This is a genomic window from Rubrivivax sp. JA1055 (assembly GCF_020966565.1).
Classification (GTDB): domain Bacteria; phylum Pseudomonadota; class Gammaproteobacteria; order Burkholderiales; family Burkholderiaceae_C; genus Rubrivivax; species Rubrivivax benzoatilyticus.
Genome location: NZ_JAJKFP010000006.1, coordinates 1,032,635 through 1,055,976, shown reverse-complemented (window position 1 = coordinate 1,055,976; position 23,342 = coordinate 1,032,635). Strand labels below are relative to the sequence as shown.

Annotated in this window: 19 protein-coding genes and 1 pseudogene; 12 read left to right on the top strand and 8 right to left on the bottom strand. The window is 70.8% G+C overall.

Features of this window, described 5'->3' with window-relative positions:
- The first annotated feature begins 124 nt into the window (after positions 1 to 124).
- The 10 genes from LOC65_RS14250 to LOC65_RS14205 all read left to right on the top strand — a co-directional run bounded on the left by LOC65_RS14250 (position 125) and on the right by LOC65_RS14205 (position 15,781).
- Positions 125 to 2,584, top strand: a complete 2,460-nt coding sequence (locus tag LOC65_RS14250; RefSeq protein WP_230247933.1) for a contractile injection system protein, VgrG/Pvc8 family — start codon at positions 125 to 127, stop codon at positions 2,582 to 2,584.
- A gap of 65 nt (positions 2,585 to 2,649) precedes the next feature.
- Positions 2,650 to 3,675: a hypothetical protein gene (locus LOC65_RS14245; RefSeq protein WP_230247932.1), complete on the top strand. Its 1,026-nt coding sequence runs from the start codon at positions 2,650 to 2,652 to the stop codon at positions 3,673 to 3,675.
- On the top strand, positions 3,672 to 4,238 hold the full coding sequence (gene tadA / locus LOC65_RS14240; protein WP_230247931.1) for a tRNA adenosine(34) deaminase TadA: 567 nt from the start codon (positions 3,672 to 3,674) through the stop codon (positions 4,236 to 4,238). The genes LOC65_RS14245 and tadA overlap by 4 nt, the downstream gene beginning before the upstream one ends.
- A complete protein-coding gene (locus LOC65_RS14235; RefSeq protein ID WP_230247930.1) occupies positions 4,235 to 5,209 on the top strand; it encodes an LD-carboxypeptidase in 975 nt (324 codons plus the stop codon). Before tadA ends, LOC65_RS14235 begins: the two co-directional genes overlap by 4 nt.
- A 138-nt stretch (positions 5,210 to 5,347) precedes the next feature.
- Positions 5,348 to 7,579 carry an ABC transporter substrate-binding protein gene (locus tag LOC65_RS14230; RefSeq protein WP_230247929.1) on the top strand — a complete coding sequence of 744 codons (2,232 nt, stop codon included), beginning with the start codon at positions 5,348 to 5,350 and terminating at the stop codon, positions 7,577 to 7,579.
- A 1-nt stretch (position 7,580) separates the two neighbouring features.
- The gene (locus LOC65_RS14225) at positions 7,581 to 8,564 is read left to right on the top strand and encodes an ABC transporter permease (RefSeq protein WP_009857271.1); all 984 of its coding nucleotides are present in this window, start codon (positions 7,581 to 7,583) and stop codon (positions 8,562 to 8,564) included.
- Between the two features lie 13 nt (positions 8,565 to 8,577).
- A complete protein-coding gene (locus LOC65_RS14220) occupies positions 8,578 to 10,026 on the top strand; it encodes an ABC transporter permease (protein WP_230247928.1) in 1,449 nt (482 codons plus the stop codon).
- Positions 10,023 to 11,855 (top strand): dipeptide ABC transporter ATP-binding protein, encoded by a 1,833-nt coding sequence (locus LOC65_RS14215; RefSeq protein WP_029718455.1) that lies wholly within the window; start codon positions 10,023 to 10,025, stop codon positions 11,853 to 11,855. The genes LOC65_RS14220 and LOC65_RS14215 overlap by 4 nt, the downstream gene beginning before the upstream one ends.
- Before the next feature lie 363 nt (positions 11,856 to 12,218).
- Positions 12,219 to 15,209: a TonB-dependent receptor domain-containing protein gene (locus LOC65_RS14210; protein WP_230247927.1), complete on the top strand. Its 2,991-nt coding sequence runs from the start codon at positions 12,219 to 12,221 to the stop codon at positions 15,207 to 15,209.
- A gap of 110 nt (positions 15,210 to 15,319) precedes the next feature.
- A complete protein-coding gene (locus LOC65_RS14205) occupies positions 15,320 to 15,781 on the top strand; it encodes a hypothetical protein (RefSeq protein ID WP_138938842.1) in 462 nt (153 codons plus the stop codon).
- 60 nt (positions 15,782 to 15,841) lie between these two features.
- Here LOC65_RS14205 and LOC65_RS14200 read toward each other — a convergent pair whose 3' ends face one another.
- The 7 genes from LOC65_RS14200 to LOC65_RS14170 form a co-directional block, all read right to left on the bottom strand.
- A complete protein-coding gene (locus tag LOC65_RS14200; RefSeq protein ID WP_164962142.1) occupies positions 15,842 to 16,600 on the bottom strand; it encodes a 3-hydroxyacyl-CoA dehydrogenase in 759 nt (252 codons plus the stop codon).
- Positions 16,601 to 16,655: 55 nt separating this feature from the next.
- On the bottom strand, positions 16,656 to 17,312 hold the full coding sequence (gene adk / locus LOC65_RS14195) for an adenylate kinase (RefSeq protein ID WP_164962143.1): 657 nt from the start codon (positions 17,310 to 17,312) through the stop codon (positions 16,656 to 16,658).
- A 127-nt stretch (positions 17,313 to 17,439) separates the two neighbouring features.
- Positions 17,440 to 18,183 (bottom strand): 3-deoxy-manno-octulosonate cytidylyltransferase, encoded by a 744-nt coding sequence (gene kdsB, locus LOC65_RS14190; protein ID WP_009857278.1) that lies wholly within the window; start codon positions 18,181 to 18,183, stop codon positions 17,440 to 17,442.
- Positions 18,180 to 18,377, bottom strand: coding sequence for a Trm112 family protein (locus LOC65_RS14185; RefSeq protein ID WP_009857279.1), 198 nt, complete (start codon positions 18,375 to 18,377; stop codon positions 18,180 to 18,182). Before LOC65_RS14185 ends, kdsB begins: the two co-directional genes overlap by 4 nt.
- Complete coding sequence (gene lpxK / locus LOC65_RS14180; protein WP_230247926.1) at positions 18,374 to 19,393, bottom strand: tetraacyldisaccharide 4'-kinase; 1,020 nt, start codon at positions 19,391 to 19,393, stop codon at positions 18,374 to 18,376. Before lpxK ends, LOC65_RS14185 begins: the two co-directional genes overlap by 4 nt.
- Entirely contained in the window at positions 19,393 to 19,815 is a 423-nt protein-coding gene (locus tag LOC65_RS14175; protein WP_009857281.1) for a biopolymer transporter ExbD, read from the bottom strand. The genes lpxK and LOC65_RS14175 overlap by 1 nt, the downstream gene beginning before the upstream one ends.
- Before the next feature lie 7 nt (positions 19,816 to 19,822).
- Positions 19,823 to 20,461, bottom strand: coding sequence for a MotA/TolQ/ExbB proton channel family protein (locus LOC65_RS14170; RefSeq protein WP_009857282.1), 639 nt, complete (start codon positions 20,459 to 20,461; stop codon positions 19,823 to 19,825).
- A gap of 323 nt (positions 20,462 to 20,784) precedes the next feature.
- On the opposite strand from LOC65_RS14170, the pseudogene xseA reads away from it, so the two are divergent.
- Positions 20,785 to 22,065, top strand: a pseudogene (xseA, locus tag LOC65_RS14165) (exodeoxyribonuclease VII large subunit); the annotation flags it as partial.
- Positions 22,066 to 22,152: 87 nt separating this feature from the next.
- Positions 22,153 to 22,737, top strand: coding sequence for a Fe-Mn family superoxide dismutase (locus LOC65_RS14160; RefSeq protein ID WP_230248299.1), 585 nt, complete (start codon positions 22,153 to 22,155; stop codon positions 22,735 to 22,737).
- A gap of 105 nt (positions 22,738 to 22,842) precedes the next feature.
- Here the strand turns inward: LOC65_RS14160 and LOC65_RS14155 are convergent, their stop codons facing one another.
- Positions 22,843 to 23,319 (bottom strand): DUF192 domain-containing protein, encoded by a 477-nt coding sequence (locus LOC65_RS14155; RefSeq protein WP_164962144.1) that lies wholly within the window; start codon positions 23,317 to 23,319, stop codon positions 22,843 to 22,845.
- Positions 23,320 to 23,342: the final 23 nt, after the last annotated feature.

Here is a 23,342-nt window from a genome sequence, read left to right as displayed (position 1 = left end):
TCCGCCCGGCCGGCGAGGCGGCGGGCCGGCGTCGGCCGGGACCGAGGGGGGCGCGCGCTTCCTGCTGCACGCGTCCGACCTGCCGCCGGGCCTGCAACTGGAGGCCTGGGCGGCCCGCGAGGGCTTGAACGAGCCCGGCGAGATGGAGCTCGCCTGCCGTGCCGCCGACGCCACGCTGGATCTGGCGCCGATGCTCGGCCGGCCGCTGGCGCTGCTCGCGCGCCATGCCGATGGCCGGGTGTCGCGGCGCTGCGGCCTGGTGTTCGAGGCCGAGGCGGGTGATGCCGACGGCGGCCTGGCGCGCTACCGTCTGCGGGTGCGCAGCTGGCTCGCGCTGCTGGAGCACGGCGTGCACAGCAGGATGTGGCTGGCGCGCGCGCTGCAGGAGGTCCTGCAGGATGTCTTCGAGCCCTATGCCGCCGTGGCCCGCTGGCACCTGGCGGCATCGGCCTCGGCCGGCGCGCTGCGCGACGTCACCGTCCAGTACCGCCAGACCGACCTGGATTTCCTGCTGGGCCTGCTGGCCGCCGAGGGCCTCGTGCTGCGCATCGACCCCGGGAGCGACACCGTCCACGTGCTCGCGCAGACCGACGACACGCAGGAGTGCGCCGAGGACGCCGGCGCGGCCGCCGTCGGCGGCTGGACGCTGCACGCGGGCGAGCCGGCGCGGGATGCCGAGGTGCTGGTGGCGCTCGCGCGCACGACCCGCCTGCCGCCGCCCGGCCTGGTCGCGGCCAGCGTCGATGCGATGGCCGGCCGTGTGCTGGCGGCGAGCCTGGCGGGTGCGCCCGGCGGCCCGGCTCCGGAGCGCCTGGCTGCGCGCGATGCCGAGTTCGCCGACGGCGACGCGGCGCGACGCCGGCTCGAAAGGCTGTTCCAGGCGCGACGCTGCGGCATGCGCGAGTGGCACGGGCGCGGCACGGTGCGCAGCCTGGCGCCCGGGCGCTGGTTCGGCCTGCGCGACGACCGATCGGTGCCGCCGCTGCTGCCGGTACGGGTGCTGCACGCCGGCGTCAACGAGGGTGCCGGCGATCGCGCAGCACCCTGGCAGGCGCGCGCGCCGGGCTTGCCGCTCGAGGCTGGCTGGCTCGACCCCGCGCTGAGGGCTGCAGCGCAGTCCTGCGGTTATGCGAATGCCTTCGTCGCCGTCGAGCGCGACCGGCCCTGGCGGCCGGTCGCCGACGCTGCGCGCGTGCCGTCCCCGCGCAGCGGCGTCTCCGGGCTGTTGGGCGCGGTGGTCGTTGGCGACGATGGCTGCGCAGCGGGCAGCCTGGCGGCCGATGCCGAGGGCCGCGTGCGTGTGCGCCTGGATTTCCAGGCGCCCGAGATCGCCACGCCGGGCCGGTGGACGGCCGACGCGACCGGCCGCCTGCGGGTCGTGCAGCCCTGGGCCGGCGCCGGGGTCGCGGCGCAGTGGCTGCCGCGTGTCGGGCAGCGTGTGCTGGTCGGGCTGCTCGACGGCGACCCGGAGCGGATGGTGGTGCTGGCCGGCGTGCACGACGGCATCGGCGAAGGTGGTGTCGAACCGACGCCCGGCGGCGCTGCGGCCGTGCCCCGGCCGCCGCTGCCCGCGGGCTCCGACCACCAGCCGGCGGGGCAGGGCAACTGCATCGCCGGCGCGCACGCGCCCCCTTGGCATGGCGCCTCGCCCGCGGCGCCCGCGCATGGAGGCCAGGGCAACGCCGCCGCGATGAGCGGCTGGCGCAGCCGCGAACTCGGCGGCGAGGGCTGGAACCAGCTCGTGTTCGACGACAGCGACGGCGCGCTGCGGGTCCAGCTCGCGACGTCGCTGGCGGCGACGCAGCTGAATCTCGGGGCACTGGTCCACCAGGCCGGCAACCGCCGCGGCACGCCACGCGGCGCCGGCTTCGAGCTGCGCTCCGACGCGGCCGGGGCGGTGCGTGCGGCCTGCGGCCTTCTGCTGCTGGCTCGCGCCGCGCCGGCCGCTGCGGCGGCCGCGGACAACGCCGCCGGACAGGCGCTGGCGCAGGAGCTGCAGCGCCTGGTGCACACGCTGGCCCAGGCGGCCACGGGGCATCGCACCTTGCCGTCCGGTGCCCTGGAGCCGGCCGGCGGGGACGGCGTGGCGCGCGTCTGCGAGGCGCTGCGGGCCGGGCCCGGCCCGGCGCCGGCGGTGGTGGCCGACGCCGCCGGTGGCGTGCTGCACGCGGCGGCGGCGTCCGTCGTGGCCGCCACCGGCACGCTGAGCCGCGTCGCCGGCCGCGACCTGGCCGAGTTCGCGGCCGGCGGCTGGCAGCTCGGGGCTCAGGGGCGTGTGTCGGTGCTGGCCGGGGCGCTGGAGCACGACGCCGAGCCGGCACCCGACACCGCGGCGGGGCTGGTCGTCGCGGCCGGCGGCGGCTTCGAGCTGCGGGCCGACGCCGCCAACGTGGCGCTGGAGGCGCGCGGCGCGGTGTCGCTGGGCGCCGCGGGTGATCGGGCCGACCTCCTGGCCGGCCGCCGCCTGGTGCTGGCCGTCGAGGGCGGGGCCGGCGTGGTGCTCGAGCGTGGCGGGCTGCGCGTCGAATGCCCCGGCACGATCGTCGTCGAGGCGGCCTCGCATCGTTTCATGCCCCGCGGCTGAGGGGCGTGCGCTTGCAGGTGCCGCTGTCATCGCGGCGCCTGCAGGCCCGCGATAATGCTCCGCCCATGGACCGAACGCCCGCCACTCCCGTCCTGCGCCGCCTGGCGCCGCTGCTGCTGGGCGTGCTCGCCGGCTGCGGCGGTGGCGGCGGCGGCGGTGAGACCAGCAGCACGCCGACGCTGGCCCAGCGCACCGCTGCGGCCCAGGCGGTTGCCGACGGTGCCGAAGACTGCCGCCAGATCCGCCCGTTCTACTGGGAGATCGGCGACGCCGCCGGCGCGCGGGCCTCGGGCAGCGTGTCGGCCGGCGCGCTCAGCGTGACGGCCGACACCCGGCTGGCCGTCGCCTCGGCGTCCAAGTGGCTCTACGGCGTGTACTTCGTGCAGCGCCAGCAGGGACTGCTGAGCGCCGAGGACGTCGACTTCCTGACCTTTCGCAGCGGCTACACCAACTTCAGCTTCTGCGGGCCCGACACGACGGTCGGCAGCTGCCTGGAGCGCGGCGGTCGCCGCGGCGGCAGCAACGGCGACTATGTCGAGGAGAACGACGGCTTCTTCGTCTACAGCGGCGCCCACATGCAGGTGCATGCCGCGCGCAACGGGCTGGCCGACCTCGATGCCGACGCCCTGGCGTCCGAGGTGCGCCGGGTGCTCGGCAGCGAGATCGTGCTCGGCTACTCGGGCCCGCAGCCCGCCGGCGGTGTCGAGACCACGGCCGCCGACTACGCGCGTTTCCTGCGCCGCATCCTCGACGGCACGCTGAGCCACGGGCGCGCCGCGCTGGGCACGCACCCGGTCTGCGTCGACCCGGCGAGCTGCGCGCAGGCCAAGTTCACGCCGTCGCCCGCCGGCGAGCAGTGGCACTACTCGATCGGCCACTGGGTCGAGGACGACCCCACGGTCGGCGACGGCGCCTTCAGCAGCCCCGGCGCCTTCGGCTTCTACCCGTGGATCGACGCGTCCAGGACCTGGTACGGCGTGATCTCGCGCCTGGCGCTGCTCGACCGCGATCCCGACACCACCGTCGCCGTCGACTCGGTGCAGTGCGGCCGCCGCATCCGTGCCGCCTGGCTGAACCCCTCGACACCGTGACCGATTCCGGACTGCAGCACGAGCGTGACCTGCACGCGATGGCGATCGCGCTGGACCAGGCGCAGAACGCCTGGCTCGTCGGCGAGGTGCCGGTCGGCGCGGTCATCATGCGTCCCGGGCCCGAAGGCCCGCAGGTGCTGGCCACCGGCTACAACCGGCCGATCACCACCCACGACCCGACGGCGCATGCCGAGATCGTCGCGCTGCGCCACGCCGCCACGCTGCTGGGCAACTACCGCCTGCCCGAGTGCGAGCTCTACGTGACGCTGGAGCCCTGCGCGATGTGCGCGATGGCGCTGATGCACGCGCGCTTCAAGCGCATCGTCTTCGGCGCGCCGGACCCCAAGACCGGCGCCGCCGGCTCGGTCGTCGACCTCTTCGCCGACCGGCGCCTGAACCACCACACGCAGATCGTCGGCGGCGTGATGGCCGCCGAATGCGGCGACCTGCTGCGCCGCTTCTTCGCCGAACGCCGGGCCCTGGCGCGCGAGGCCCGCGCCGCGCGCGCCATCCCCGCCGGCGAGACGCGCGAGCTCGACAGCTGGCCTCCGACCTCCTCATGACTTCACACCACGCTCACCCCGATCACGACGAACACGGCCCCGGCTGCGCCTGCGGGCACGAGCCGCCGGCGGCGCAGACCCTGCATCTGTTCTCTCCCGCCGGGGCGCTGCCGTCGGCCCCGGTGCTGCGCCGCGCCGCCAAGCGCCTGGCCGGGCTGGGCTTCGAGGTGTCGATCGACGAGTCGGCGCTGGCGCGGCAGCAGCGTTTCGCCGGCGACGACGACACCCGGCTGGCGGCGATCCACCGTGTCGCCGAGGCCGCGCCATCGGTCGCGATGGCCGCACGCGGCGGCTACGGCACGACGCGATTGCTCGACCGGCTGGACTGGGCGCTGCTGGCGCGCAGCGTCGAGCAGGGCACACGCTGGGTCGGCCACAGCGACCTGACGGCACTGCAGCTGGGCATGCTGGCCCACGGCGGCGCGCGCAGCTGGGCCGGCCCGCTGGCGGCCTACGACTTCGGGCGCTCCGACGCCGACGGCGGCGTCGACGAGGTCACCGAGGGCTGCTTCGTCGAGGCCATGCGCGGCGAGCTGGAGGCGGTGGGGTTCCGCACCGAGGCCGGCTTCGACGGCCTTTCGGCCAAGGGCACGCTCTGGGGCGGCAATCTCACGGTGCTGTGCTCGCTGCTGGGCACGCCGCACTGGCCGCGCATCCGTGGCGGCGTGCTGTTCCTGGAGGACGTCGCAGAACACCCGTACCGCGTCGAGCGCATGCTGCTGCAGCTGCTGCAGGCCGGCGTGCTGGGGGCGCAGAAGGCGCTGCTGCTGGGCAGCTTCACCGAGTGGAAGCCGGTGAAGTCCGACCGCGGCTACAAGCTGAAGACGGTGGTCGAGTACCTGCGTGCGCAGACCGGCGTGCCGATCCTCACCGGGCTGCCGTTCGGCCACGTGCCGACCAAGGTGACGCTGCCGGTGGGGGCCAAGGTCGAGCTGCTGGTGCAGGGCCGCGACGTGCTCGTGGGTTGGTGAGCCCGCGCAGACCCCTAGAATCGCGGGCTTTTCCGCCGGTGCCCGTCACGAGCGAGGCCGTGTAGGCGGATCCGGTATTGATGCCGTCGGCCGCGGGGCCCATCCCCCCGAGGCCGGCGCCGCGAGGAGTGCGACCGCATGCGCGGGAATTCGATCGTCGTCCGTCTCGGGCTGGCCTTGGGCCTGGCCGCGGCCCTGCTGTCCGCAGGCTGCAACAACAGCCCGTACCCCGCCGGCGCCGAACGCGAGAACACGATGTTCTACTCGTTCGACGAGCGCTCGCCGCGCTACCTGGACCCGGTGGCCTCCTACGCCAACCCCGAGTCGGCGTACACCTACCAGATCTACGAGCCGCCCTACGGGTACCACTACCTGAAGCGGCCGTACACGCTGATCCCGAAGTCGGCGGCCGAGGTCGCCAAGCCGCGCTACCTCGACCGCGACGGCCGCGAGCTGCCCGACAACGCGCCGCCGGACCAGATCGCCGAGAGCGTCTACGACGTCAAGATCCGGCCGGGCATCATGTTCCAGCCGCACCCGGCGTTCGCGCGTGACGACCAGGGCCGGCCGCTGTACCTGAACCTCACGCGCGAGCAGCTCGGCGCCAAGCGCTCGCCGCTGGAGTTCGAGCACCAGGGCACGCGCGAGCTCGTCGCCGACGACTTCGTCTACGCCCTCAAGCGCCACGCGACGACGCGCATCGAGGCGCCGGTCTTCGCGATCTTCTCCGAGTACGTGATCGGCCTGCGCGAGTACGCCGACATGGTCAAGCGCGAGGACGCCAAGCTGCTCGCCGGGCTGCCGCGCGACGCCCGCGACAAGCCCTTCCTCGACTTCCGCAAGTGGCCGCTGGCCGGCAGCACGGCGGTCGACAAGTACACCTGGCGCATCCGGCTCAAGGGCAAGTACCCGCAGTGGAGCTACTGGATGGCGATGCCCTTCCTGGCGCCCATCCCGTGGGAGGCCGACGCCTTCTACGCCCAGGACGGCATGAGCGAGAACGGCCTGTCGCTGAACCAGTGGCCGGTGGGCACGGGGCCGTACATGATGGTCGACTTCGTGCGCGACCGCCGCCACGTGCTGCAGCGCAACCCGAACTACCACGGCGAGACCTATCCCTGCGAGGGCATGCCCGGCGACGCGGAGGCCGGCCTGCTGGCCGACTGCGGCAAGCCGATGCCCTTCATCGACAAGCTCTACGTGACGATCGAGAAGGAGAAGGTGCCGCGCAAGGAGAAGTTCAAGCAGGGCTACTTCGACGTGCCGGAGATCGAGCGTCCCGAGTGGGGCGTGGACTTCCGCAACGACGCCGACGACTCCGACGCGGTGCGCAAGCTCTACGAGGAGCGCGGCTTCCAGTTCCCGCTGATGACCGACATCTCGAACTGGTACCTCGGCTTCAACATGCTCGACCCGGTGGTCGGCAAGGGCGACACGCCCGAGCAGCAGGCGAAGAACCGCAAGCTGCGCCAGGCCATCGCCATCGCCATCGACTGGGAGGAGGGCTACGGCCGCATCTTCAAGTCCAAGGGCGGCGTGGCGGCGCACTCGCCGGTGCCGCCGGGGCTGTTCGGCTCGCGCGAAGGCCAGCCGGGCTTCTACAACCCGGTGACGCACACGCTGGTCGACGGCAAGGTCGTGCGCCGGCCGATCGAGGACGCGAAGAAGCTGCTCGCCGAAGCCGGCTACCCCGGTGGCCGCGACGCGACGACCGGCAAGCCGCTGGTCCTGAACTACGACTTCCAGCGTGCGCCGACGCCCGAGAGCAAGAGCGAGAACGACTGGATGATCAAGCAGTTCGCCAAGCTCGGCATCCAGCTCGAGGTGCGCGCGACCGACTTCAACCAGTACCAGGACAAGACGCTGCAGGGCCGGCACCAGATCTTCTGGGGCGGCTGGCTGGCCGACTACCCGGACGCCGAGAACTTCCTGTTCCTGCTCTACGGCCCGCTGGGCCGCTCGCAGAGCCAGGGCGACAACTACGCCAACTACAACAATCCCGAATACGACGGCCTGTACCGCAAGCTGCAGTCGCTGGACGACGGCCCGGAGAAGCAGGCAGTCATCGACCGGATGGTGTCCATCGTGCAGCAGGACTCGCCCTGGTGCTTCGGCTACTTCCCGTGGGGCGGCCTGGCGTTCCAGCAATGGGTGCACAACGGCAAGCCCTCGATCCTGATCCGCGACATGGCCAAGTACTACCGCCTCGACCCCGAACTGCGCGCCAGCAAGCAGGCCGAGTGGAACCGGCCCATCGTCTGGCCGGTGGCGCTGCTGGTGCTGGGCCTCGCGGCGCTGGTGTGGATCGGACGGCGCAGCTTCAAGGCGCGCGAGACCGCGACCGCCCGCGGCACGGCGGAGGCCAACTGACATGGGTGCCTACATCCTGCGCCGTCTCGGCTACGGCCTGCTGATCCTCATCGGCGTCAACCTGCTGACCTTCTTCCTGTTCTTCACCGTCAACACGCCCGACGACATGGCGCGGCTGAACATCGGCGGCAAGCGCGTGACGCAGGAGCAGATCGAGAAGTGGAAGTCCGAACGCGGCTACGACAAGCCGCTGTACTGGAACTCCGAAGGGCAGGGCACCGAGCAACTGACGAAGACCGTGCTCTGGGAGCGCTCGATCTCGCTGATGAAGGGCGACTTCGGCCGCAGCGACTCGGCGCGCTCGGTGGACATCGGCCACGAGATCGCCTCGCGCATGGGCGTGAGCCTGCAGCTGGCGCTGCCGCTGTTCCTGCTGCAGCTGATCGTCAGCGTCAGCTTCTCGCTGATGCTGGTGTTCTTCAGGCACTCGAAGATCGACTTCTGGGGCGTCGTGCTCTGCGTGCTGATGCTGTCGATCTCGAGCCTGTTCTACATCATCGTCGGCCAGTTCCTGTTCTCGCGGGTGCTCAGGCTGGTGCCGATCTCGGGCTACGCGCCGGGGCTGGATGCGCTGCGCTTCCTGGCGCTGCCGATCATCCTGTCGCTGCTGGCGCGGCTGGGCGGCGAAGCGCGGCTGTACCGCGCGATGTTCCTCGAGGAGATCGGCAAGGACTACGTGCGCACCGCGCGCGCCAAGGGCCTGGCCGAGCAGGTGGTGCTGTTCCGCCACGTGCTGCGCAACGCGCTGATCCCGATCATCACCAGCGCCGCCGGCTACCTGCCCTACGTCTTCCTCGGCAGCCTGGTGTTCGAGAGCTTCTTCGGCATCCCGGGCCTGGGCGCCTTCGTCATCGACGCCATCGGCGGCCAGGACTTCGCGATCGTGCGCACGATGGTCTTCGTCGGCTCGGCGCTGTACATCGCCACCAACATCCTGCTGGACGTCGCCTACACCTGGGTCGACCCGCGGGTCCGCCTGAACTGAGCCGGGGAACGTCATGGGATTCAAGTTCGTCCTGCTCTGGACCGACCTGGCGCTGTGGGCGCTGTTCGCCGCGCTGGCCGGCTACACGATCCGCGTGCTGCGCAGCGAGCCGCTGCGCGCCACCTGGAAGAAGGTCTTCCGCGACCCGGCGGCGCTGTGCTCGGTGCTGGTGCTGCTGGTCTTCCTGTTCATCACCGCGCTGGACAGCGTGCATTTCCGCCGCCAGCTTGCCGATGCCCAGGGCCAGGCCTCGGGCCAGGTGTTCTACGAGACGCGCACCCAGTCGCTGCTGGATCTGGCGCTGGCGCGCCAGATCTCGATGCGCGAGTCCAGCTACTCCGAGCCGCTGGCCTGGCGCGCGCTGAACAAGCAGAGCGTCACGCGCGACGGCGTCACGCTGCGCGAGTTCCCCCGCCTCGAACACGGCGGCGTGCACCTGACGGACCCCGAGACGCAGTGGGCCGGTGACGTGTCCTCGCGCGCGCTGGCCGGTGCCGGCGGCGGCCTCGCCGTCGCGCTGGCGGCCGTGCTGCTGCTGTCGGCGGCGCTGGCGCGCAGCCACGGCGGCTTCGGCACCGCGCTGGCCGACCTCGCGACCGACCGCACCGAACTGCCCTGGCGCGCCGCGGCGATCACCTTCGCCGTGATCTGCGTGCTGGCTGGCGTCATCGCCGCGCTGGCCGGCCACTACCACGTCTTCGGCACCGACCGCACCGGCAACGACGTGCTGGTGCAGACGCTGAAGAGCGTGCGCACGGCCTTCGTCATCGGCACGCTGGCGACGCTGGCGACGCTGCCGCTGGCCATCGTGCTCGGCATCCTGGCGGGCTACTTCCGCGGCTGGGTCGACGAGGTCGTGCAGTACCTCTACACGACGCTGTCCTCGGTGCCCAGCGTGCTGCTGATCGCGGCCTGCGTGCTGATGGTGCAGGTCTGGCTCGACAAGCACCCCGACTGGTTCGAGACCGGCGTCGAGCGTGGCGACCTGAAGATCTTCATGCTCTGCGTGATCCTGGGCCTCACCGGCTGGTCGACGCTGTGCCGGCTGGTGCGCGCCGAGACGCTGAAGCTGCGCGAACTCGACTTCGTGCAGGCGGCGATGGCCTTCGGCGTGAAGCCCTCGCGCATCATGGCGCGGCACATCTTCCCCAACGTCGTGCACCTGGTGCTGATCACCACCGTGCTCAGCTTCAGCGACCTGATCCTCTACGAGGCCGTGCTGACCTACGTCGGCGTCGGCGTCGACCCGACGACCTCCAGCTTCGGCGGCATGATCAATCTCGCACGCAGCGAGATGAGCCGCGACCCGGTGGTCTGGTGGAGCTTCGCCGCGGCGTTCGGCTTCATGGTCGTGCTGGTGCTGGCCGCCAACCTGTTCGCCGACGGCGTGCAGCAGGCCTTCGACCCGCGCGCGCGCGCCTTCCGCCCGCGCCTGGGCTTCAAGAAGCGAGTCTCGGCATGATGAAGATCCAGGACCTCGAGGTCGTGCTCGACGCCGACGCCGGCCTCGTCAAGGCGATCGACGGGCTCAAGCTCGCGATCGAACGCGGCGAGACCTTCGCCCTCGTCGGCGAGTCCGGCTGCGGCAAGAGCATGACGGCGCTGGCGCTGATGCGCCTCTTGCCCGAGAACGGCCGTGTCACCGGCGGCCAGGTGCACATCGGCGGCGTCGACGTGCTCGACCTGCCCGAGGCTGGCATGCGCGCCGTGCGCGGCGGCCGCCTGGGCATGATCTTCCAGGAGCCGGCGACCAGCCTGAACCCGGTGATGAAGGTCGGTGACCAGATCGTCGAGGCCATCGAGACGCATACCGCGCTGCGCGGCGCGGCCGCACGCGCCAAGGCCATCGACTGGCTGCGCCGCGTCGGCATCCCGGAGCCCGAGCGCCGCATCGACGACTACCCGTTCCGCATGAGCGGCGGCCAGAAGCAGCGCGTGATGATCGCGATGGCGCTGGCCACCGAGCCCGACTTCCTGATCGCCGACGAGCCTACGACGGCGCTGGACGTGACGATCCAGGCGCAGATCCTCGACCTGCTGAAGGACCTGCAGCGCGAACAGCGCATGGGCCTGCTGCTGATCACGCACGACCTGGCGGTCGTCTCCGGCATGGCGCATCGTGTGGCGCTGATGTACGCCGGCCAGATCGTCGAGGTGGCGCCGGCGGCCGAGTTCTTCTCGCGCCCGCAGCACCCGTACGCCCAGGCCCTGCTGCGCGCGCTGCCGGCCGGCGACCGGCGTGGTGTCGCGCTCGAGGCGATCCCCGGCACCGTGCCGCCGCTTTGGCTGCAGTTCGAGGGTTGCCGCTTCGCGCCGCGTTGCGCGGCGGCGATGCCGCACTGCGCGACGACCTTGCCCGAGCTGGTGAACACCAGCGACACGCACCAGGTTCGGTGCCTGCTGCACAAGCCCGGGGTGCCGGCTGCACCGGAGCGGATCGTGCGGCCCGAGCTGCCGGTGCCGCCGCCGGTGCCGGCGCGCGAGACGGCGCCGCTGCTCGACGTGCAGGACCTGAAGGTGCGTTTCCCGATCCGCGGCGGCCTGCTGCAGCGCGTGACCGGGCACTTCGACGCCGTCGCCGGCGTGTCGTTCCAGGTCGCGCGCGGCGAGACGCTGGCGCTGGTCGGCGAGTCGGGCTGCGGCAAGACGACGACCGGCAAGGCCATCGTGCAGCTGCTGCGCCGCGTCGCGGTGACCGAGGGCCGCGCGATGCTCGACGGCCAGAACCTGTTCGAGCTCGACGGGCCGGCGCTGCTGGACGCGCGCCGCAAGGTGCAGATCATCTTCCAGGACCCGTTCGCGTCGCTGAACCCGCGCATGCGCGTCGCCGACCTGCTCGAGGAAGGCCTGATGGCCTTGCATCCGGACCTGGACGCGGCCACGCGGCGCGCGCGCATCGAGCGCCTGACCGACCAGGTCGGCCTGCGCCGCGACGCGCTCGAGCGCTACCCGCACGAGTTCTCCGGCGGCCAGCGCCAGCGCATCGCGATCGCGCGTGCGCTGGCGGTGCAGCCGCGGCTGATCGTCTGCGACGAACCCACGTCGGCGCTGGACGTGTCGGTGCAGGCGCAGATCCTCAACCTGCTGCGCGAACTCCAGCGCGAGCTCGGCGTCTCGTACCTGTTCATCACGCACAACATCGGCGTCGTCGAGTACATCGCCGACCGCATCGCGGTGATGCAGGCCGGGCGCATCGAGGAACAGGGAGATTGCGCCGACGTCCTGGCGCGGCCACAGCGCGACTACACGAAGACGCTGCTGGCGGCGGTGCCGCGACTCGTCACGGCCTGAAGACGCGCTGAACGGGGCTCCGACCGGCCTGCGCCATGGCGCAGGCCGGCCGCTCGCGTCCATCTTTTTGCCGCCGATTGCGGGCGGCCTCCCATGGTCGTGCGTACAAGCTGTCGCAAAGTGTTGCAGCGGCCCAACGTCGGCGCCAGATTGCGGGGGTGTGACAACCGGGTTGCCGGTATGTAACCGCTATCGTCGCCCGATGGCTACGAGGGGCTGGCGCCGCGCGCTGCCTGGGCAATCCGGGTGGTGTCGAGCGGCAGCCTCGGCCAAGTGAACTGACCGGTTCGAGTTGCGTCATGACTTTCCCGTGCTGACCGGGCACATGACGCAGCTTGACAATCGGTTCACGGTTCTCCGGCGATGCCCGCAAGGCGGTTACACGGCACAGGGCTTGCTCGGGGACGAGAGTCTTTGGATCAACACACCACAGGAGTGAACTTAATGTTCAAGCGAACGAAGCTTGCAACCTGCCTGCTGGTCGCCTTTGGCGGCGGCATCGGCTTTTCGGCCTCCCCGGTTCTCGCCCAGTCGGCCACGTCGGCCGGCACCGAGCGCATTGAAGTCACGGGCTCTCGCCTCCGTTCGCTGGAAGGCGAATCGTCTTCCCCCGTCCAGGTCGTGACCGGTGAAGAGATCGCCAAGGCCGGCATCGTCAACGTCCAGGAACTGCTGACCAAGAACCCGACGGTCGGTACGCCGGGCTACAGCCGCACGAACTCGAACTTCGCGACCGCCAGCGCTGGTGTCGCCACGGTCGACCTGCGCAATCTCGGCTCCGACCGCACCCTGGTGCTGGTGAACGGCCGTCGCTTCGTCGCCGGCGTCCCGGGCAGTTCGTCGGTCGACCTGAACACGATCCCGACCGAGTTCATCGAGCGTGTCGAGATCCTGACCGGCGGCGCTTCCGCGACCTACGGCTCCGATGCCGTCGCGGGTGTCGTCAACATCATCCTGAAGAAGAACTTCCAAGGCCTGAGCGTCAATGCTCAGCACGGCGTGTCCGAAAAGGGCGACGACCGCAAGGACGTCTTCAGCATGACCATGGGCGCCAACAGCGAGAACGGGCGCGGCAACATCATGGCCCACATCGGGTTCTCCGATCAGGGCCCGGTGATGGCGCGCGACCACGGCATGCCGTTCGACAACATCTCGGATGGCTACCTGTCCGGCGATCCGGCCGATGTCTTCAAGTTCTCCGGCCCGTTCTACTCGGGCTACGGCTCCAGCGGCCGGTTCTACGGCGACAACGGTTCCTACACCGTCGACGCCAACGGCAACGTGGTTCCGTGGTCCACCAACGGCCCGGCCGGCGACGGTGTCGGTGCCTACGGCTACAACCGTCAGAACGATCGTTGTCTCGCGATTCCGACCAAGCGTTTCGTCTTTGCCACCCAAGGCGAATACGCGATCGACGACAACCACAGCGCCTGGCTCGAAGCGAACTACGCGCAGACGCAGACCAAGTCGCGTATCGAGCCCTTCCCGCTGGGCTCCGAGGACCTGTTCCCGTCCACCGCCGGCCAGGTGCCTGCCGAGTTCCTGGTCAACGGCCAGGTGGTGGTCAACCCGCTGATCCCGGCGGGCATCCTCGCCGACCTCGTCGACACCGACGGTGATGGCCTGCGCGACTACTACTTCACGCGCCGCCTGTCGGATGTCGGCAACCGCGGCAACAAGGCCGACCGCGACACCTTCCGCATCGCGACCGGTCTGCGCGGCTCGATCTTCGACGGCTGGGACTACGACACCTACGTGTCCTACGGCGCCACCAAGGAGTCGCAGATCTCCAGCGGCCAGGTCAACGTCCTGAACTTCGCGCAAGCGCTGCAGGCCATGACCGACGTCGACGACGTCGACGGCGACGGCAACACCACCGAAGCGGTCTGCATCAGCGCCGACGCCCGTGCCCAGGGCTGCGTGCCGGCCAACATCTTCGGTGCCGGCAACATCTCCGCCGACGCGCTGAAGTACATCCTCGCCCCGGGCATGCTGTCGACCTTCACGTCGCAGAAGCTGGCCGGTGGTGTCATCCGCGGCGAGCCGTTCGCGCTGCCGGCCGGCAAGGTCGGCGTCGCGGCGGGCTTCGAATGGCGCGAGGAATATGCGCGCACCGAGTTCGACGCGCTGCAGCAAGCGGGCCTGAACGCCGGCAACGCCATCCCCCGCACCGAAGGCTCGTTCTCGGTGCGCGAACTGTTCGCCGAGACGCGCATCCCGCTGGTCAAGGACCAGATCCTGGCCAAGTCGCTGTCGCTGAACGCCGCGATCCGTTCGTCGGACTACAGCACCGTCGGCCGCACCTTCAGCTGGACCACCGGCCTGGAGTGGGCGCCGACGCGTGACCTGCGTGTCTGCGCGACGAAGGCCCTGGCGGTTCGTGCCCCGAACATCAACGAGCTGTACTCGCCGCTGAGCCAGACCTACCCGTCGGTGCAGGATCCCTGCGTCGGCGTGACGGCCACCTCGACCGGCGCGCGTGACGATGCCTGCCGTGCCGACCCTGGCGTGGCCGCGAACATCGCCGCGAACGGCTCGTTCACGCTGAACCAGTCGGACGCGCAAGGCGTCAGCGGTTACGACTCCGGCAACCCGAACCTGAAGGAAGAAACGGGCAAGACCTGGACCCTGGGCCTGGTCTACGCGCCGAGCGCCCTGAAGAGCGTGATCTTCACGGCCGACTACTTCCGCGTGAAGATCGAGGACGCCATCACCAATGTGGACCGTCAGACCTCGCTGAACCAGTGCTACGGCGGTGACACGTCGTTCTGCCAGTTCATCGTCCGTCGTCCGGCCAACATCGGTGCCAACAGCGCCGGTTCGCTCGAGTTCGTGAACGCTCCCGCGACCAACAGCGGCGGTCTGTTCACCTCGGGCGTCGACCTGACGGTGTCGTACAGCGATCGCGTCGGTCCTGGTCGCCTGAGCGGTCGTCTGGCGTACACCTATCTCGACGATGGTTACGTGCTGCCGGTGGCCAGCCTGGGCGTCAAGGACCCGTTCGTTGGCGAGATCGGCGCTGCGCGTGACCGGGCTGCGCTGTCGCTCGGGTACACCTACAAGGACTTCGCGATCAACACGACGACGACGTACATCGGCAAGTCCTACCTCGACGACCAGCTGTTCGGTCGCGGTGTGGTCAGCGTGCCGTCGTACACGCAGTTCGACTTCCAGGCCTCCTACACCTACGGCAAGGCGACCTGGTACTTCGGCATGGACAACGCGTTCAATGCCAAGGGCGCGAAGACGGACAGCAACGCGCTCCTGTGGGGCACGACCGGTGCCGGCACGGCTGCCGACGTTTATGATGCGATCGGCCGCCGCTATTACGCTGGCGTCCGCTTCGACTTGTAATCCGTCGTACTGTCGATTGGTAGTTTGCGCGTTCTCTCGTGGAACGCGCACTACCGGCGAAAGGGGTCGACCATGGGTCGACCCTTTTTTTCTTTCAAGGGTGATTCGTGATGAAGTTTGCTTATTCCGGGCTGTTTGCGGTGCTGCTCTCCGTGGGGCTCGTGCCTGCGCACGCGGCGGCTTCCGGAGGCATCGCCTCGTGCCTCGAATTGGCCGACCGTGACGCGCGTCTGGCCTGTTTCGAGGCCGGTGCTCGCGAACTGAAGGGCGAGGAGGAGCGCAAGCGAACCGCCGAAGCCGAGCGCAAGACGAAGGAGTTCGGCTTGCCGAGCCCGGTCGTGCGTGAAACGCTTTCCAGCGTCAAGGTCCGGATCGTCAGCGAATTCGACGGCTGGCGACCGGGTGCGACGTTCAAGCTCGACAACGGTCAGGTCTGGGAGTTCATCGGCAACGACTCCGGCACCGTCACGCTGACCAACAACGAAGCGGTCATCGAGCGCGGCATGCTCGGCAGCTTCTTCCTTCGGATGGAAGGCGTTCGTTCAACGCCGAAGGTGCGTCGAATCCGCTGACATTGCACCGACCCGGCGGGGCCGTGCCATGCGGCACGCCGTGGTGCCGCCCGCCTGCTCTTACTTCGGCGCCAGCCGAATGGCCCCGTCCAGCCGGATCACCTCGCCGTTGAGCATGTCGTTCTCGACGATGTGCTGCACCAGCTTGGCGTAGTCCTCGGGCGTGCCGAGGCGGCTGGGGAAGGGCACGCCGGCGGCCAGCGCCTGCTGCACTTCGGCCGGCATGCCGAACAGCATCGGCGTGCCGAAGATGCCCGGCGCGATCGTCATGTTGCGGATGCCGTTGCGCGCCAGGTCGCGGGCGATCGGCAGCGTCATGCCGACGATGCCACCCTTGCTCGCGGCATAGGCCGCCTGGCCGATCTGGCCGTCGTAGGCGGCGACGCTGGCGGTGCTGATCAGCACGCCGCGCTCGCCGGTCGCCTCGGGCTCGTTCTTCGCCATCGCCGCGGCGGCCAGGCGGATCATGTTGAACGAGCCGACCAGGTTCACCTGGATCGTCTTCGTGAACGTCGCCAGCGGGTGCGCGCCGTCCTTGCCGACGGTCTTCACCGCCGGCGCGATGCCGGCGCAGTTGACCAGGCCGGCCAGCTTGCCGGCCGCGACTGCGGCATCGACCACCGCCTGCGCATCGGCCTCCTGGCTGACGTCGCAGCGCACGAAGACGCCGCCGATCTCGCGCGCGACCGCTTCGCCGCGTTCGACCTGCAGGTCGGCGACGACGACCTTGGCGCCGTGGGCCGCCAGCCGGCGTGCCGTGCCTTCGCCGAGGCCCGACGCGCCGCCGGTGACGATGAACACCTTGCCCTGGATTTCCATCCGTTGTCTCCTTCGCCTCTGACGGGCGTGCGGGGGAAAGAAAGGGCCGGGAGGATCAGCTCTCGAGCGCCGCGAACGCGCGCCCGGTGATCTCCTCGACCGTGCCGGTGCCGCTGATGCGGCGGTAGCGGGGGGCCTGCGCGTCGCCGGTGGCGGCCCAGGCGGAGTAGTAGTCGACGAGCGGGCGCGTCTGGCTCTGGTAGATGTCCAGGCGCTTGCGCACCGTCTCTTCCTTGTCGTCCTCGCGCTGGATCAGCGGCTCGCCGGTCTCGTCGTCGACGCCTTCGGTCTTCGGCGGGTTGTACTTGACGTGGTATGTGCGGCCCGAGCCGACGTGCACGCGGCGGCCGCTCATGCGTTCGATGATCGCCTCGTCGGGCACGTCGATCTCGAGCACGACGTCGAGCTTGACGCCCGCGGCCTTCATCGCGTCGGCCTGCGGGATCGTGCGCGGGAAGCCGTCGAACAGGAAGCCCCCGGCGCAGTCGGGCTGCGCGATGCGTTCCTTGACCAGGCCGATGATGATGTCGTCGCTGACCAGGCCGCCGGCGTCCATCACCTTCTTGGCCGCCAGGCCGAGTTCGGTGCCGGCCTTGACCGCCGCACGCAGCATGTCGCCGGTGGAAATCTGCGGGATGCCGTACTTGCGGCAGATCTGGGCCGCCTGCGTGCCTTTGCCGGCGCCGGGCGCCCCCAACAGGATCAGTCTCATCGCTTCCTCGAGCTTTGTGGTGATGCTTGCTGCGGCCGGCGCTGCCGGGCGCGATTCAAAGGAGCGTAACACGCGCACTCCCGCGCCAGCCTGACGCCCGGGCGACCGGGCCGGGGCCGCCCGGCGTTCAGGCGAAGAGCGCGCGCACGCGCTCCAGGTCTTCCGGCGTGTCGACGCCGGCGCCCGGCGCGTGGGCGGCGACGTGCACCGCGATGCGTTCGCCGTGCCACAGCACGCGCAGCTGCTCCAGCGACTCCAGCCGCTCCAGCGGCGCGGGCTCCAGCGCCGGGAAGCGGCGCAGGAAGCCGGCGCGGTAGCCGTAGATGCCGACGTGGCGCAGCGGCGCGGGCTCGGCCAGCGCGCCCGGCGCGCCGTCGCGCCAGCACGGGATCGGCGCGCGGCTGAAGTACAGCGCACGTCCGGCGGCGTCGAGCACGACCTTCACGACGTTGCGGTTGGCGAAGTCCTCGGCCGAATCGATGGCGTGCGCGGCCGTGCTCATCACGCAGTCCGGGCGCTCGTCGAGCAGATCGGCGCAGCGGCGCACCAGCGCCGGGTCGATCAGCGGCTCGTCGCCCTGCACGTTGACGATGCGCGCCGTGCCGTCCAGGCCCAGCAGCGTGCAGGCCTCGGCCAGGCGGTCGCTGCCGCTGGGGTGGTCGGCGCGTGTCAGCACGGCTTCGACGCCGTGCGCGGCGCAGGCTGCGGCGATGTCGGCGTCGTCGCAGGCGACGACGATGCGCTCGGCGCCGGCATCGGCGACGCGGCGCGCAACACGCACGATCATCGGCAGCCCGCCGATGTCGGCCAGCGGCTTGCGCGGCAGGCGCGTCGACGCGAGGCGCGCCGGGATCAGGACCGTGAAGCTCACGGCGCGGGTGGCAGGTCCAGGCTGCGGGCTTCGGTCTCGAGCATCACCGGGATGCCGTCGCGGATCGGGAAGGCGAGGCGGTCGGCGTTGCAGACGAGGTCGGTGGGGCGCTGCAGCTCGTCGCGGGAGACTTCCAGCGGGCCTTTGCAGACGGGGCAGACGAGCAGGTCGATCAGACGGTGGTCGAGCGTCATCGGGTTCGCGGCGGCGCGATGAGGCGCAGCACGTCCTGAACGAGTGAATCGGGAAGCGCGAAGTCTAGCCCGACGACCCACACGCGCGTCCCGCCCGCGTCACGGCCGGCGAGCTTGACGGCGTCCTTCTCGGTGACCAGCACCTCCGGCGTGCCGGCCGGCCAGGGCAGGGCGGCGAAGTCGTGGTGGTCGGGCAGCGGCAGGCGTTCGATCTCCAGCCCGACGGCCTCGAGCATCGAGAAGAAACGCTCGGGCGAGGCGATGCCGGCCAGCGCCAGCAGGCGGCGGCCGCGCAGCGTGACCAGCGCGACGCCTTCGCCGCGACGGCCGGCCGCCCAGTCTTCCAGCGCCAGCGCGTCGCCCAGCGTGCGCGTCGCGCAGACGCCCGGCAGCGGCGTCGTCGGGGCCGGCGCGTTGTAGAGCACGAAGCGCCCGCGCGACAGCGTCGCCGGCATCGGCTCGCGCAGCGGGCCGGCGGGCAGCAGCCGGCCGTTGCCGATGCCGCGCTCGTCGAAGACGACGATCTCGGCGTCGCGTGCCAGGCGTCCGTGCTGCAGGCCGTCGTCGGAGACGAGCACGTCGACCTCCGGGTGGGTGGCGCACAGCGCACGCGCGGCGGCGACACGATCCCGGCCGACCCAGACCGGCACGCCGGCGCGGCGGCGGATCAGCAGCGGTTCGTCGCCGGCGTCGGCAGGCGAGGCGTCGGGCCGGACGTCGTGCACGCCGTCGCCGTCGCGGCCGAAGCCGCGCGAGATCACGCCCGGCGTGTATCCGGCGGCCTGCAGCGCGCGCACCAGCGCGATGACGGTCGGCGTCTTGCCGGCCCCGCCGACGATCAGGTTGCCGACGACGACCACCGGCACCGGGGCGCGTTGCGGCTGGACCTCGGCGGCGCGGCGCGACACGCCGGCGTAGAGCGACTCGAGCGGCGCCAGCGTTGCCGCCAGCGCCGTGCGCCGCGGCCGCCACCAGTGGCGCAGCAGCAGCGCCTCGAGCCGCGCGGCCAGCGACATCAGCGGGCGCCGTTCGGCGTCTGCGAGGCGAAGGTCAGGCGCGAGAGCCCGGCGCGGCGCGCCGCGTCGAGCACGTTGATCACCGACTGGTGCGCGGCCATCGCGTCGGCCGAGATGATGACGACGACGTCCTGGCGGCCCTTGGCGGCGGCGCCGAGCGCGGCGGCCAGCTGCGCGACGTCGCGGCCGTCCACCGCCTGGCGGTCGATCGCGTAGCGGCCGTCGGCGGCCACGGCGACGATGATCTCGGCCGGCCGTTCGCGCAGCTTCTCGGCGTCGGCCGCCGGCAGCGTGATCTGCAGCTCGGTGAAACGCGAATAGGTCGTCGACAGCATCAGGAAGATGAGCACGACGAGCAGCACGTCGATGAACGGGATCAGGTTGATCTCCGGTTCCTCGGGGCGGCGGCGGCTGAAGCGCATCGTGGGCTCAGGCGGCCGGGTTGCCGCGCACGGCGAAGCGCATCAGGTGCGGCACCAGGCGCTCGGCGGCCAGTTCCATCGTCAGCTGGAAGGCGTCGACCCGGCCACGGAAGTAACGGTAGAACATCAGCGACGGGATCGCGATGATCAGGCCGAAGGCGGTGTTGTAGAGCGCCACCGAGATGCCGTGGGCCAGCATCTGCGGGTTCGTCGCGCCGGTGGGCGCCTGCGAGCCGAAGATCTCGATCATGCCGATGACGGTGCCGAACAGCCCCAGCAGCGGCGCTGCCGCGGCGATCGTGCCGAGCGTGTTCAGGTAGCGCTCGGTCGTGTGCACCGCGGTGCGCCCGGCGTTCTCCATCGCCTGGCGCAGGGCCTGCTCCTGGATGCGCGGGTCGGCGATCACGGCCTGCAGGCCGGCGGCCAGCACGCCGCCCAGCAGCGAGTTGTCGGCCAGCTTGGCGACGACGTCCTGCGCCGGCAGGCTGTTGCGCGAAACGCCGATGACCTCGTCGAGCAGCGTCGGGGGGGCGATCAGCGGCGTGCGCAGGTGATACAGCCGCTCCATGATGAGCGCCAGGGCCACGATCGAGCAGAGGATCAGGAGCCAGATCGGCCAGCCGGCCGCTTGTATGATCGTCAGCAAGGGGTTCTTCGAGGTGAGCGGCAGGGCTCGCCGCAGCCGGCGGATTATGAGGCAAGCCCTGTCCGCCACAGCCGCTGCGGCGCAATCTGCGAAGCCCCCGGCGCGTATCCACGCCATTTGTGGATAACTTTGTGGAGAAGCCGTCGGCAGCCGCTCCAAACCCGCGCCAGGATTGGGCCGCGCTTGGTTTGCCCCATTTTTCAGCATTTTTTTCTTCAGTGAAATCAATCACTTGCGAGATCTTCGTGGGCTCCCGGCGTGGTATACGCGCCCGCCTGACCTGATGTTCCGGCCTGTGGAGTTCCGCCGTGACGGGGGGTGCAATGAGCGCGCCTGACCCGGCTGCGGGTGTGGCGTCGCCGCGCCAGGTGTGGAGCGTCGCGGGGCTGTTGCTGGCCACCGCCGATGCCTTGTCGGCGCGTTTCGGCGCGGTCGCCGTGCGCGGCGAAATCTCGGGTTTCACGCGCGCCGCCAGCGGCCACTGTTATTTCTCGCTGAAGGACCACGACGGCCAGCCGGCGCTGCTGCGCTGCGCGATGTTCCGCCGCGCCGCGGCGCTGCTCGACTTCCAGCCTCGCGACGGCCTGCAGGTCGAGTTGCGCGGGCGGCTGGGTGTCTACGACGCGCGCGGCGAACTGCAGATCGTCGTCGAGGCGCTGCAGCGCCTGGGGGCGGGCACGCTGTACGAGGAGTTTCTGCGCCTGAGGGCCCGGCTGGAGGCGGCCGGACTCTTCGATGCCGCGCGCAAGCGGCCGATCCCGTCGCATCCGCGTGTTCTGGGCGTCGTCACCTCGCCCGGTGCCGCGGCGCTGCGCGACGTGCTCACCGCGCTGGCGCGGCGGGCGCCGCAGGTGGCGGTCGTCGTCTACCCGACGCCGGTCCAGGGCGGCGAGGCGCCGGCGGCGATCGTGGCCGCGCTGCGCACGGCGGCCGATCGCCGCGAGGTCCAGGCGCTGCTGCTGGTGCGCGGCGGCGGCTCGCTCGAGGACCTGTGGGCCTTCAACGACGAACGCGTGGTGCGCGCGGTGGCGGCGTCGCCGATCCCGGTGGTCTGCGGCGTGGGGCACGAGACCGACGTCACGCTGGCCGACCTTGCCGCCGACCTGCGCGCGCCGACGCCGACGGCGGCGGCGGAGCTGGCGGCGCCGGCCCGCGTCGACCTGCTGGTGGCGCTGGCGTCCCGGTCCGAGGCGCTGCAGCGTGCGCTGCGGCGCCAGCTCGATCGCCAGGCTCAGCGCCTGGACACCGCCGCGCTGCGCCTGGGGCGGCCGGCCGCCGGGGTGGCGCAGCAGCGTCAGCGGCTGGCGGCGCTGGAGCTGCGCTTGCAGCAGGCGCTGGCACCTCAGCTGTCGCAGCGAACGCAACGTGCGATGGCGCTGGGCCTGCGTCTGCGCGCGGCGACGGTGTCGCGCCTGGAGCGCCTGCGCTCGAACCTCGAGCTCGGCCGCCAGCGTCTGGCGGCGCTCGACCCGGCGCGGGTGCTGCAGCGCGGCTACGCCTGGGTCGAGACACCCTCCGGGCGGCCGGTGCTGCGGGCGGACGGGCTGCGGCCGGGCGACGAGCTGCGGGCCGTCTGGGCGGACGGGGCGGCGGCCATACGCGTCTTCGGGGTCGAACGGAAGGGGTCTGCATCAAATGAATGCGGTGCCTACAATCCCCGACAGCTTTCATCCACCCACAGGAACGACTCCATGGAACGCACGCTGCCTCCCCTGCCGTATGCCCTCGACGCCCTGGCGCCGCACTACAGCCGCGAGACGCTGGAGTACCACCACGGCAAGCACCACAACGCGTACGTCGTGAACCTGAACAACCTGCAGAAGGGCACCGAGTTCGAGGGTCTCGAGCTCGAGGAGGTCGTGCGCAAGTCTTCCGGCGGCATCTACAACAACGCAGCGCAGATCTGGAACCACACCTTCTTCTGGAACTGCATGAAGCCCGAAGGCGGCGGCGAGCCGGCCGGGGCGCTGGCCGCGGCGATCGTCGCGAAGTGGGGCTCCTACGCGGCCTTCAAGGAGGCCTTCGTGAAGTCGGCGGTCAGCAACTTCGGCTCCGGCTGGACCTGGCTGGTCAAGAAGGCCGACGGCTCGGTCGACATCGTCAACATGGGTGCCGCGGGCACGCCGCTGACCACCGGCGACACGCCGCTGCTGACGGTCGACGTCTGGGAGCACGCTTACTACATCGACTACCGCAACCTGCGCCCGAAGTTCGTCGAGACCTTCCTCGACAAGCTCGTGAACTGGTCGTTCGCCGAGGCGAACTACGCGGCCTGATCGCGTCTGATCCCCGGTCGATCACGCCCTGACGGGCTGATCGCGCTAACCGACCGCAAGCCCAACCGGCGCGGTCGGTTTTTTGTTTGAGTAAATCAGTGCGGCTCAGTTGCCAAACGGTGCGCCGCGGAGCTTGAAGCCGGCGCCAATGCCACGTTTGGCGAACCAGCCCTGACGCATCTCAAGGGCGAAGCGGACCGGCTTCGCCGAGCAGTGGGATTCGTCGCTTTGAGGCTGCATCTCGGCCGTGTTGACGACGGTGCCGTCGTCGGCGATGAACGCGATCGACAGCGGCAGCAAGGTGTTGCGCATCCAGAAGCAGCGCACCCCCGCCTCGCGGTTGAAGAACAGCATCCCTTCGTTCGGGCCCATCTCGCGCCTGAACATCATCCCGGTGGCTTGTTGCTCGGGGGTCTGCGCCACCTCGGCCTGGATCACGTGCATGCCCGCCGTCAATGGCACGGTGGGCAGCTTCGGCTGCGGCCCCCCCTGAGCGTGTGCTGCACGTAGCGCAAAAAAGACAAGAAGTGCAAGTACTCCGGTCAAACGCGGATAGCTATAAACTTTGATATAGGTCGTCATGTTCGAGGCAGGAAGCGAAACTA

Coding starts and splice junctions, on each gene's coding strand:
- LOC65_RS14230 (WP_230247929.1), top strand. CDS start 5,348: ATGCGCGGGAATTCGATCGTCGTCCGTCTCGGGCTGGCCTTGGGCCTG.
- LOC65_RS14205 (WP_138938842.1), top strand. CDS start 15,320: ATGAAGTTTGCTTATTCCGGGCTGTTTGCGGTGCTGCTCTCCGTGGGG.
- adk (WP_164962143.1), bottom strand. CDS start 17,312: ATGAGACTGATCCTGTTGGGGGCGCCCGGCGCCGGCAAAGGCACGCAG.
- LOC65_RS14225 (WP_009857271.1), top strand. CDS start 7,581: ATGGGTGCCTACATCCTGCGCCGTCTCGGCTACGGCCTGCTGATCCTC.
- LOC65_RS14200 (WP_164962142.1), bottom strand. CDS start 16,600: ATGGAAATCCAGGGCAAGGTGTTCATCGTCACCGGCGGCGCGTCGGGC.
- LOC65_RS14245 (WP_230247932.1), top strand. CDS start 2,650: ATGGACCGAACGCCCGCCACTCCCGTCCTGCGCCGCCTGGCGCCGCTG.
- LOC65_RS14220 (WP_230247928.1), top strand. CDS start 8,578: ATGGGATTCAAGTTCGTCCTGCTCTGGACCGACCTGGCGCTGTGGGCG.
- LOC65_RS14215 (WP_029718455.1), top strand. CDS start 10,023: ATGATGAAGATCCAGGACCTCGAGGTCGTGCTCGACGCCGACGCCGGC.
- lpxK (WP_230247926.1), bottom strand. CDS start 19,393: ATGTCGCTGGCCGCGCGGCTCGAGGCGCTGCTGCTGCGCCACTGGTGG.
- LOC65_RS14235 (WP_230247930.1), top strand. CDS start 4,235: ATGACTTCACACCACGCTCACCCCGATCACGACGAACACGGCCCCGGC.
- LOC65_RS14160 (WP_230248299.1), top strand. CDS start 22,153: ATGGAACGCACGCTGCCTCCCCTGCCGTATGCCCTCGACGCCCTGGCG.
- LOC65_RS14175 (WP_009857281.1), bottom strand. CDS start 19,815: ATGCGCTTCAGCCGCCGCCGCCCCGAGGAACCGGAGATCAACCTGATC.
- LOC65_RS14210 (WP_230247927.1), top strand. CDS start 12,219: ATGCCCGCAAGGCGGTTACACGGCACAGGGCTTGCTCGGGGACGAGAG.
- LOC65_RS14155 (WP_164962144.1), bottom strand. CDS start 23,319: ATGACGACCTATATCAAAGTTTATAGCTATCCGCGTTTGACCGGAGTA.
- LOC65_RS14185 (WP_009857279.1), bottom strand. CDS start 18,377: ATGACGCTCGACCACCGTCTGATCGACCTGCTCGTCTGCCCCGTCTGC.